Source organism: Reinekea sp. (assembly GCF_982785585.1).
Genome location: NZ_CEYAVF010000026.1, coordinates 35,497 through 46,181 on the forward strand (window position 1 = coordinate 35,497; position 10,685 = coordinate 46,181).

The 10,685-nt window shown below is 58.6% G+C and carries 10 protein-coding genes; 1 reads left to right on the forward strand and 9 read right to left on the reverse strand.

The window, feature by feature from the left end:
* Window positions 1-88 precede the first annotated feature (88 nt).
* Window positions 89-1,069 carry a DUF4062 domain-containing protein gene (locus AC4FIC_RS11100; protein ID WP_145980252.1) on the forward strand — a complete coding sequence of 327 codons (981 nt, stop codon included), beginning with the start codon at window positions 89-91 and terminating at the stop codon, window positions 1,067-1,069.
* Between the two features lie 37 nt (window positions 1,070-1,106).
* On the opposite strand, the gene AC4FIC_RS11105 is transcribed toward AC4FIC_RS11100, so the two are convergent.
* The 9 genes from AC4FIC_RS11105 to metG form a co-directional block, all read right to left on the reverse strand.
* Window positions 1,107-2,102 (reverse strand): hypothetical protein, encoded by a 996-nt coding sequence (locus AC4FIC_RS11105; RefSeq protein WP_490359404.1) that lies wholly within the window; start codon window positions 2,100-2,102, stop codon window positions 1,107-1,109.
* Between the two features lie 6 nt (window positions 2,103-2,108).
* Complete coding sequence (gene nth / locus AC4FIC_RS11110; RefSeq protein ID WP_476451641.1) at window positions 2,109-2,744, reverse strand: endonuclease III; 636 nt, start codon at window positions 2,742-2,744, stop codon at window positions 2,109-2,111.
* A 13-nt stretch (window positions 2,745-2,757) separates the two neighbouring features.
* Entirely contained in the window at window positions 2,758-3,477 is a 720-nt protein-coding gene (locus tag AC4FIC_RS11115) for an electron transport complex subunit E (protein ID WP_100256907.1), read from the reverse strand.
* Window positions 3,474-4,151 carry an electron transport complex subunit RsxG gene (rsxG, locus tag AC4FIC_RS11120; RefSeq protein ID WP_273284194.1) on the reverse strand — a complete coding sequence of 226 codons (678 nt, stop codon included), beginning with the start codon at window positions 4,149-4,151 and terminating at the stop codon, window positions 3,474-3,476. Before rsxG ends, AC4FIC_RS11115 begins: the two co-directional genes overlap by 4 nt.
* On the reverse strand, window positions 4,144-5,172 hold the full coding sequence (locus tag AC4FIC_RS11125; protein WP_100256909.1) for an RnfABCDGE type electron transport complex subunit D: 1,029 nt from the start codon (window positions 5,170-5,172) through the stop codon (window positions 4,144-4,146). Before AC4FIC_RS11125 ends, rsxG begins: the two co-directional genes overlap by 8 nt.
* 19 nt (window positions 5,173-5,191) lie before the next feature.
* Window positions 5,192-6,979: an electron transport complex subunit RsxC gene (rsxC, locus tag AC4FIC_RS11130; RefSeq protein ID WP_476195033.1), complete on the reverse strand. Its 1,788-nt coding sequence runs from the start codon at window positions 6,977-6,979 to the stop codon at window positions 5,192-5,194.
* The gene (gene rsxB / locus AC4FIC_RS11135) at window positions 6,976-7,560 is read right to left on the reverse strand and encodes an electron transport complex subunit RsxB (RefSeq protein ID WP_100256911.1); all 585 of its coding nucleotides are present in this window, start codon (window positions 7,558-7,560) and stop codon (window positions 6,976-6,978) included. The genes rsxC and rsxB overlap by 4 nt, the downstream gene beginning before the upstream one ends.
* Before the next feature lies 1 nt (window position 7,561).
* Window positions 7,562-8,143: an electron transport complex subunit RsxA gene (rsxA, locus tag AC4FIC_RS11140; RefSeq protein ID WP_100256912.1), complete on the reverse strand. Its 582-nt coding sequence runs from the start codon at window positions 8,141-8,143 to the stop codon at window positions 7,562-7,564.
* Between the two features lie 298 nt (window positions 8,144-8,441).
* On the reverse strand, window positions 8,442-10,538 hold the full coding sequence (gene metG / locus AC4FIC_RS11145) for a methionine--tRNA ligase (protein WP_490359405.1): 2,097 nt from the start codon (window positions 10,536-10,538) through the stop codon (window positions 8,442-8,444).
* Window positions 10,539-10,685: the final 147 nt, after the last annotated feature.

Below are 10,685 nucleotides of genomic sequence, written 5' to 3' on the forward strand. Positions count from 1 at the left end.
GTTAATGGTTAATGGATGTTGGCCCAGCCCGCCCCGCTGTCGGCCACAGACCGGGACCCTATAACGGATAAGGACCGCGTACTTGTAAATGTCAGAAAGACGAATGATGGTACTGGTGGCCGCGTTAGAGCGGCACCAGGACAGCGAACGAAAAGTGGTCCAAGAAGCCATTGTCGGGCAGGGCGCTGTCCCGGTCGGCTTGGCCTATCCTGCTATCCCCGCCAATTACATTCATAAACTCAATCTGCACGCGATGGCCGACGCCGATTACGTTTTGCTGCTGATCGGCACCGAATACGGCCCGCTAACCGAACGCGGCGTTGGCTTTATTCATACCCTCTATAATACCGCCCAAGCCACCCGCAAACCGGTTCTGAGCCTAATTTACCGCGGCGAGCGCAGCAGCAGGGATCCGTTTGAACAGAAGCGGCTCGATGGGCTGATCAGCTCGCTCACCAGTGGCCTAATCTATTACTGGCACGACGCCGACAGTCTGCGCGATGCCGTCGAACTGGGACTGGAGCAGCTGTTTGAAACCTACCCCTCTTTGGGCTGGCTTAAGGCCGATCTTCAGCCGCTGCTGAAGGCCATTAACCCTCAAGAAGATCATCTGGTCCGGCAATTACGTAACCAAATCCGTCAACTGGAGCACAGGCTCAAAGTGTTGGCCAGCCAGGATGACGGGTCCGCGCTCAGCTTTGCTGCGGACCATCGGCCCTGGCGGGTCGCTTACCAATGTAATGCCTTCCGAGAGGGCCGACTCAAACCCTTTGACGGGGTCTTGGCTATGGATCTAGCAGAGGTCTTTCAATGGACCTCGGCCACCCTGTTGTCACCGACCAGTGAGACGCGCTTGCGCGCTCTGGTCGCCAGCCGATTGCATGAGCGAGTGCTGCATCAGGCCAAACGCGCCTGGAGTGGTAGCCATGCCGTGTCCGATATCCGCATCGATCAGGCCTCGTTTGACGAATTGAAAACGCGCTTGCGGGCCTTGGGGCTGATCAGTTTCGACCACCACGGTCGCTGGCAATTGACCGACAATGGCGAGCTGATCGCGCTGCAACGCTAGGGCTAGCGGCGCAGGTCGGCGCGCCAACGCCGGCCTATCATCGGGTCTCGACAAAGGCCAGGCTCAGCGCCCCCAAACCGAGTTGCAGCGCACTGGATAGCGCCATCATCGAGTAGAGCAGGGTGCCGCCCTGCTGGCGAATCTGCCGGTGCATGGCAGTGAACATTGGCTGCTCGCGCAGGTGCGCCAGGTCGCCGGCATAGCTAAGATTAACCAAGGGTTTGCTCAGCCGGGCGCGCATCAGGCGGTCATGGGCGAAGGCCAAGAAATCATTTTCGAAATTGGCGTTAGCACGCGACTGAACCCAGTGGGCCCCGTCGCTATCAAGTTGAAAGATCGGCCGGCGAGCCGTTAGTTTGAGTTGTTGCCGACGCAACCAGCCAAGCTGGTAGGGCGGTTTGCGCAGCATGGCAGTGTCAAAAGCCCGTTGGCCGGGCTGCACAAAGGTGGTTAACGAGACTTTAAAGCCATCGAGCGACTGTTTCAGTTGGTCTACGCTGTAGCCCTTACGGCCGAGCAGGCGCAACGCCTGGTGCAGAACCAGGCCATAGCCGGCATAACCACTTTGGCTGTCGAGTACCCGGACCCTAAAGGGCCGAACCAGACGGGCGGCTTGGCGCAAGGCATCAATCTGGGGCTGCGCTTGGGTCAGGGTTGCTCGCACGCTGGGCAAACTGAGACTGAGCGAAGGGTAGGGCGTCACAATTAACAGTTGGTCGTATTGGTAGGGCAAGTTGGCTGTCAGGGCATCCGCTGGGCCATTGCTGTTAATTCCAGGGTAGAAAGGGCCGTTTTGGTTAGAGTCAGGGTTAAGGTTTGGCGCAGCGATACGCGGGTCACAGTGGCGCTCGGCTTTGGCCCGCTGCTCGGCCGAGGTGGGCCGGTAAAAAGCTTGGCTGGCGGCCACGTCGCGCTTATCGACCAGGGTCTGGTCATTGAGCATCAGGCTGTTGGGCACTAGCGTGACCTGGTAACCCTGATACCAGGGCGTTGGTAAATCACAGCTTGGGTCCACTAAGATTCCAACAGTCATCGGCTATTAGTCCACGGTTTTCTCACGGAACTCACACAGGTCTTCGATCAAACAGCTACCACATTTAGGCTTACGAGCGGTGCAGGTGTAGCGGCCATGGAGGATCAACCAATGGTGCGCGTCGAACAAAAACTCCTTGGGCACTAGGCGCATCAACCGATGCTCGACCTCGAGCACATTCTTACCCGGCGCGATGCCGGTGCGATTGCTAACCCGATAAATATGCGTGTCCACCGCCATGGTGGCGTGGCCAAAGGCGGTATTGAGCACGACATTGGCGGTCTTGCGGCCCACGCCGGGCAGGGCTTCAAGCGCCGCTCGATCGTCAGGTACCTCGGATTGATGGTCGCGGATCAACAGCTCACACAGGCGGATGACATTCCTAGCCTTGGTATTGAATAGGCCGATGGTCTTGATATAGGCCGATAGGCCCTCGACGCCCAAGGCGGCGATGGTCTCCGGCCGGTTGGCGACCGGAAAGAGCAATGCCATGGCCTTGTTGACACTCTTGTCGGTGGCCTGTGCCGACAAGACCACGGCGACTAAGAGCTCAAAGGGCGAGTTGTAATTGAGCTCGGTTTTCGGCTCCGGATTGGCGGTGCGTAAGCGGCTAAAGATTTCGCTGCGCAGGCTGCGATTCATGCTGGATTCCCCCTCAGTGGACCGCGCCGGTGACGCGCACGCGTTTGCTGCCGGCGACCCCGGTCTCGTGACCCTGTTGGCGCTGGCTGACCCAGTCATCGATCACATTTTTCAAGGCAATTAACAGTCCCAGACCGACAAAGGCGCCCGGTGGCAAGACGGCAAAGAGGAAGTTGGGGTAGTTGTCAAAAACCTGCAACTCCCAAGCGCGCGCCGACTCACCAAAAATCAGATGCATATTGGTAAAGAGCGTGCCCTGGCCGATCACCTCGCGCATGGCGCCCAAGAGCAACAAGACCAACAGAAAGCCGACCGACATCGAGAGGCCATCGAGGATCGAGGGGATCAGCGGGTTCTTGCGGGCAAAGGCATCGGCGCGACCGAGAATAATGCAGTTGGTGACGATCAGCGGGATAAAGATACCCAGCACCTGATAGAGCTCGTAGGTAAAGGCCTGCATCAACAGCTCGGCACAGGTTGTCAGTGAGGCGATAATCATCACAAAGGCCGGCAGGCGAATCGAGTCGGCGACATAGTTGCGAATCAATGAGACCGCGGCGTTGGAGCCCACCAACACGGCCAGGGTCGCCAAGCCCAGACCTAGGGCATTGACCACGGTGCCGGTCACGGCCAGCATTGGACACAAGCCAAGCAGTTGCACCAGCGCCGAGTTATTAGTCCATAGACCGTTATTTATCAGGGTTTTTGAGTCAGGGCTCGCGGCTTGTGTCATAGGGTAGGCTCCAGCAGGGCATCGGCCAGCAGGCGGGTTTTATTCAATTCAAAGAACTCCAGGCCCTGACGCAGCGCCGTGACGATGGCGCGCGGGGTGATGGTGGCGCCGGTCAGTTGATCGAATTGGCCGCCATCTTTTTTAACCTGCCAAGCGGCGGGTAATGGCTTGGCCAACGAGCGGCCATTGAACTGCAGGATCCAATTCGACTTCTGCAGTTCAACCTGATCGCCCAGGCCCGGTGTCTCTCGGTGCCGGGTCACGCGGGCCCCGATGATGGTGCCAGTTGGGCTGATGCCGACAATCAGGCGAATCGCTTCACTGTAGCCTTCCGGCGCCACCAAGGGCAGCAAGATCGCGTCGACCTGGCCCTGATCGTTGATCGCTCTATAGTAGAGCTCATCGCCGGCGATGTGCAGCAACGTTAGATCGGTCGCCTCGATCTGGTCGAGGCTGCGAGCGCTGTTGAGTAAGGCCTCGGCCGCATAACCGTCGGGCAGGAGCGACAAGAGTTGGCGCGCTTCATAGGCACGTTCATTGGCCTGAATGGTGTCCTGGGTAAAGAAGTTTGTGACGCTGATCAGGCCGGCGGTAAAGCAGGCGAAAATCGCCAGGCCAATAGCGGAACGGCGAATCGATTGGCTCAGCGTGGTTGGGCTATTGGGCTCAGTCATCGGCTTTAAATCCCTTGATCGGTTTGTTCTGGCCATAGACCCGCGGCCGGGTGTAATGGTCGATCAGCGGCGCGGCAAAGTTCATCAGCAGCACGGCAAAGGCCGTGGCATCGGGGTAGTTGCCCCAGGTGCGAATCAGGTAAATCAACAGGCCAATACCGGCCGCATAATAGAGTTTGCCCCTATTGCTGGTGGCCGCAGAGACCGGATCGGTGGCGATAAAGAAGGCCGCCAACATGGTTGAACCGGCGAACAGATGCAAGCTTAATGGCACATGCACATCGGCATCGGCACTGAAAAACAGCGCCATAAAGCCCAAGGTGCCGAGCAGGGCCACCGGTATATGCCAGCTGATCACCCGGCGTACCAGCAACAGCACACCGCCGGCCAAAAAGGCGAGATTGACCTGGGCCCAACCGACCGAGCCGAGCGGCCCGAACAGTGGATTGGCGGTCAGTTCGCTGGCCGTCAGCCGACCGATATTGAGCTTGTAATAGTCCAGCGGCGTGGCGCCGGTCAGGCCATCGAGCACCAAGCCGGGGTCGCCAAAGATCACCATCAGACTGGTCATAAAGGAACTGGGCTGTTCGACATTGGCCCAGCGGGTGGTCATCAAGACCGGCAGCGAGACCAGCAATAGGGCGTAGGACACCATGGCCGGGTTAAAGGGATTCTGGCCCAGGCCGCCAAACAGCTGCTTGCCGAACAGGATGGCCAGGGCGGCGCCGAGCACCGTGACCCACCAAGGCGCGAGCGGCGGCAAGGCACAGGCCAGCAAGGCGGCGGTGACCAAGGCCGAGCCATCGCGCAGGAAGAAGCCAACCGGCCGTTTACGCAGCGCCAGCAGGCCGGCCTCAACGGCCAGTACCGTGGCCGAGGCCAAGAGCAAATTGATCAAATAACCCCAGCTGAAGTAATAGATCAGAGCCGCCAAGCCGGGCACCAGGGCCGCCAAGAGGGTAAACATCATCTTGCTGACGGAATTCTGCCCCACCGTATGGGGGGAACTAAGGGTCAACATGGCGTGGTCCTGTTCTGCTTCATGGTTGGGTGTCCGCTGCCGCCCGGGCGGTTTGATAGGCCGCCTCAGTCGAGAGATATTTTTCTTCCAGCTTGCCGGTCGCCCTTTGCAACGCATTAACCATATCGGGCGCGTTGACTTCGGCCTCGGCCAGGCGAGCCGCGGCGCTGGCAAACTTCGCTTGGCTGGCCTGTGCCGCGGCGGCCAATTCTTCCAGGCTCAGGCTGGCCGGCGGCGCACTGACTAGCGGCTTTTTCGCCGCGACTCGCTCCAGCGTGGCTGCGATCAGCTCATTGGTCTCGCTGCCGGCTTGGCCTTCAGCGCCGGTCTTGGCGGCTAATGCCTTAGCAGCCGTGGCTGCGCGCAATTGGCGCTTGGCCTCTTTCTCGGCCTGTTCGCGCTCGAGCCGGTTTTGGCGATTTTCAAAACGAATGCGCGCCCGTTCGGCATTGCGCGTGGCTTCATTTTCTTGCCGAATCTCGCCCTTGGCGTAGCGGAAGTACTGCACCAGCGGAATGCGACTCGGGCAGACATAGGCGCAGGCCCCGCATTCGATACAGGCATCGAGGCTGTGTAACTGTGCCGCATCCAACTGCCGGTTCTTGGCCGCCCAGAGCATCTGTTGGGGGAGCAGAGAGACCGGGCAGGATTGTTCGCACAGGCCACAGCGGATACAGGGGTTATCGGGCAGGGCCGGCGGCAGTTCCTTTTTGGTCGGTACCAGCAAGCAGTTAGTGGCCTTAACCACCGGTGCCTGTAGGTCCGGCACGGCAAAGCCCATCATCGGACCGCCCATGATGACGCGATCGGCCTTGGCCATCTGCACACCGGCGTGCTGTAGCAGTTGCTCGATCGGCGTGCCGATCAATACCTGATAGTTGCCTGGCTGGGCCACTGCGGCGCCGGTGACGGTGGTAACCCGAGCGATCAGCGGTTCATCGAACACCACCGTGCGATAGACCTGTGCCAGGGTACCGACGTTTTGGCAGACAATACCCAGATCGCTGGGCAAGCCAGCGTGCGGCACCTCGACCCCCAGGACCAACTGAATCAGTTGTTTTTCACCCCCGGAGGGGTATTTGGTCGGCACCACCGCCAATTCGATCGCCAGCTGTAACTGCTCGGCGGCGGCCTTGAGCGCCGCTATGGCCTCGGGCTTGTTGTCTTCGATGCCGATTAGGATGGTTTTGGCCCCCACCAGCCATTGGCAGATTTGGGCACCGCGCAAGATATCCTCTGCCCGTTCGCGCATCAGTCGATCATCGGCGGTGATATAGGGTTCGCACTCGGCGGCATTGATTAGCAGGGTGTGGATCTGCGCCTGGCTATTGCGGTATTTCACATCGGTTGGGAAACCGGCGCCACCCAAGCCGGTCACGCCACCGGCGCGGATTCGCTCGATCACTGCCTCGGTGCCTTTGCTGCGCCAATCGGACCAGGCCTGCTGTGGCCGCCATTGCTCCAAGCCGTCGCTGTCGAGCGCGATAGCCGGTTGGCTAAAACCGGAGTCGTGAGCAAAGGCGTGCGCCTCGATGGCACCGATGGTGCCGGAGGTGGGCGCGTGAATATTGGCCGACACCCGGCCCGCGGCCGCGGCGATCAGGTCACCCTTGAGCACGTGCTGGCCGATCTGTACATTCGGCTCAGCGGCAGCACCCATATGCATGCTTAACGGCAGCCAAAGCCTATCCGGTAGCGGCAGGGTGGTAATCGGGGTGGTGTTGGATTCCCCCTTGTGTTGCGCCGGATGGATGCCGCCGGGAAAAGACCCGATATCGATCACCTTGATGTACTGAGATCCTCTCATGCGGCACTCTTATCCATGGCGTTGAGCAGCGGGTTTTTATCGCTGGCAATCAGCGCGCCGGGCTTATCGACATGCCAGCTGCGCAGGGTGGTAGCAACCGGCACCATATCGATACAATCGACCGGGCAGGGTTCAACACAGAGGTCGCAGCCGGTGCATTCGTCGGCGATCACGGTGTGCATCAACTTGGCCGCGCCGAGGATGGCGTCGACCGGACAGGCCTGAATACACTTGGTGCAGCCGATGCACTCGGGCTCGCGAATCACAGCGACGGTGCGAATGGCCTCGACGCCGTGTTCGGCATCCAAGGGCATGACCTCGACATCGAGCAAATCGGCCAGGGCGACAATAGTGGCTTCGCCCCCGGGGGGACACTTATTGATGTCCTCACCCGCGGCGATGGCGGTGGCGTAGGGCCGACAACCAGGATGACCACACTGACCGCATTGGGTTTGGGGTAAGAGGTTGTCTATCTGATCGACAATAGGGTTGCCTTCCGGTTTGAAGCGGATGGCGGCAAAACCGAGCAGCGCCCCGAAGACGGCCGCAAGCAAGAGGAGGGTTAGTACCGCGCTCAGCATCTTAGCCCGCCACCAGTCCGGAGAAACCCATAAAGGCCAATGACATAATACCTGCCGAGATTAGGCCGATAGCGGCACCTTGGAACGGCTTGGGCACATCGGCCAGATTGATGCGCTCGCGCATGGCGGCAAAGAGCACCAAGACCAGTGAAAAGCCCAGCGCCGCACCGAAACCATAGAGAAAGCTCTCCATTAGCGAGTTTTGGCGGCTGATATTGAGTAGGGCGACGCCCAAGACGGCGCAATTGGTGGTGATCAACGGTAAAAAGATGCCCAGCACGCGATACAGCAGCGGGCTGGTCTTGCGCACCAGCATCTCGGTAAATTGCACCATAAAGGCGATCACCAAAATAAAGCTGATGGTCTTGAGATAGGTTAGGCTGAGCGGGACGAGCAGGAAGGTATAGACCACATAACTGGCGACCGAGGAGAGCGTCAGCACAAAGGTCGTTGCCGCCGACATACCGACAGCGGTTTCAAGCTTGTTGGACACGCCCATAAAGGGGCATAGGCCGAGGAACTGCACCAGCACGAAGTTATTCACTAACACCGTGCCAATAAGCAGTAAAATGTATTCAGTCATCGCTAAACAGGGTCTTAAAAATTATCGGCCTATTATCCGGCGTTTTGATATAGCTCACAAGGCGAGTTTAGGTATTTTTTAATGCCTTTTCGGCCTAATGTACTCGCTCAATGACCTAGATTAAATATTAGCCAAGTTGTACAGGCTCCTCCGGTGCCAATAAGAGCAGGCATTGACTGCCCTGTGGATTAAGCAGCGCGCATCCAACCTCATGCTGGCCCGACAGCGCGGGTACAATACCATTACACCAGCGGAAGCGATCCCGCTGGTGTAATTAGGGTCGGCCGGGCGGTCGGGCTTAGCTGATCTTGGTGCCCGGTGGGGTGGCACTGTTGCCTTCCAGTATCCACAATTCCTGGCCATCGCCGGCGGCCAGAACCATGCCTTCGGACATGCCGAAACGCATCTTGCGCGGCGCCAGGTTGTAGACCAGAACCAGGTTTTTGCCGAGCAATTCTTCCGGCTGATAGCGGCTCTTGATACCGGAAAAGACCTGGCGGGTTTCGCCATTGCCGACATCCAATTGCAGCTGCAGCAGCTTATCGGCGCCTTCGACATGATCGGCCTGGATCACCTTGGCCACGCGCAGGTCAATCTTGGCGAAGTCATTAAAATCGATCACCGAGTTGTCCTCAGTCGCGGCCGGTTTGGCGCTTACCTTGGCCTGCTGTGCCGCGGGCTTGGCCGCTTTTTTGGCGGCTGCTGTGGCTGGCTCTGGCTCGGCCGCGGGTTGACCGTTTTCAATCAGGGTATCGGCCTTGCTGTCTGCCAATAGCGCCTCGATCTGGCTCATGTCGATACGTGTCAGCAAGGGTTTGAAGGCGGCGATGGCGTGGCCGGTCAGGGTCTGGTCGGCATCGGTGAAGTTCAGGCTCTTGACCTGTAAAAAGGCCACCACCTTGGCATTGAGCTCGGGCACGATCGGGCCCAGGTAGATGGTGATCAGGCGGAACAGATGGATACCCATGGAGCAAACATCGAGCACCTCCTGAGCCTTGCCGTCGACCTTGGCCATCGACCAGGGCGCCTGGGCCTGGATATATTCATTGGCGCGATCGGCCAGGGCCATAATTTCGCGCACCGCCTTGCTGTATTCACGCTTCTCGAACAGCGCTGAGATCGAGCTGCCGGCGGCAACGAAGTCGGCCAGCATCTGCGGCTCGGCCACGGTGGTCGACAAGCTGCCACCGGCCTTATGGACAAAACCGGCACAGCGGCTGGCGATGTTAACGACCTTGTTGACCAGGTCGCTGTTGACCCGCTGGGCAAAGTCTTCCAAGTTCAGGTCGATATCTTCCACACCCGCGCCGAGTTTGGCGGCGTAGTAATAGCGCAGATATTCCGGGCTCAAGTGCTTTAAATAGGTCTTGGCCATAATAAAGGTGCCGCGCGACTTGGACATCTTTTCGCCGTTTACCGTGACATAGCCGTGGGCGAAGACGCCATCGGGGGTCTTGAAATTGGCGCTGCTGAGCATGGCCGGCCAAAACAGGGCGTGGAAATTGATAATGTCCTTGCCGATAAAGTGGTACAGCTCGGCCTGGGCGCCTTTGGCCCAATAGGCGTCGAAGTCGAGCCCGTCGGTGCGATCGCACAGGTTCTGGAAGCTGGCCATATAGCCGATCGGCGCATCGAGCCAAACATAGAAGTACTTGCCCGGCGCATCGGGAATTTCAAAACCGAAATAGGGCGCGTCGCGGCTGATATCCCAGGCTTGTAGGCCAACATCGAGCCATTCGGCCAGCTTGTTGGCGACGCTGTCCTGCAAGGTGCCTGAGCGGGTCCAATCTTGCAGCATGGTTTGAAACTGCGGCAGATCGAAAAAATAGTGCTCCGAGGCTTTTTCAATCGGCGTGGCACCGGAATAGACCGAGCGCGGATCGATCAGCTCATTGGGTTCGTAAGTGGCGCTGCACTTCTCGCAGGCATCGCCATACTGATCCACTGCCTTGCACTTGGGGCAGGTGCCGATCACAAAACGATCGGCCAAGAAAATTTGTTTTTCCGGGTCGTAGAGCTGCTGGATGGTCTTAACCTGTATATGGCCATTGGCCTTCAGTCGAGCGTAAATCAGTTCCGACAGCGCCTTGTTTTCACTGGAGTGGGTGCTGTAATAGTTGTCATGGCCGATCAAGAAGCCTTCGGAATCGGCCTTGTGGTCGGCATTCATCTTCTTGATCCAGCTTTCTGCGCTGGTGCCTTCCTTCTCGGCACGCAACATCACCGCCGTGCCGTGGGTGTCATCGGCACAAACGTACATGCAGTGGTTACCCATGCTCTTCTGAAACCGTACCCATATATCCGTCTGGATTTGCTCCATCATATGCCCCAGATGTATCTGACCGTTGGCATAGGGGAGGGCGCTGGTAACGAGAATTTTGCGTGGGGCACTCATACGATGGTGTTTTCCTATAATAAGGTGTGACGAAAATAGGTGGCGCTAAAAACTGCAACCGAATCAGTGATTTGAGTCGATTTGCCAGGCTGCCCATACTAACGTAACCGACAAACCGCGTCATCCCTGCATTGGGTTGCCTTTTGC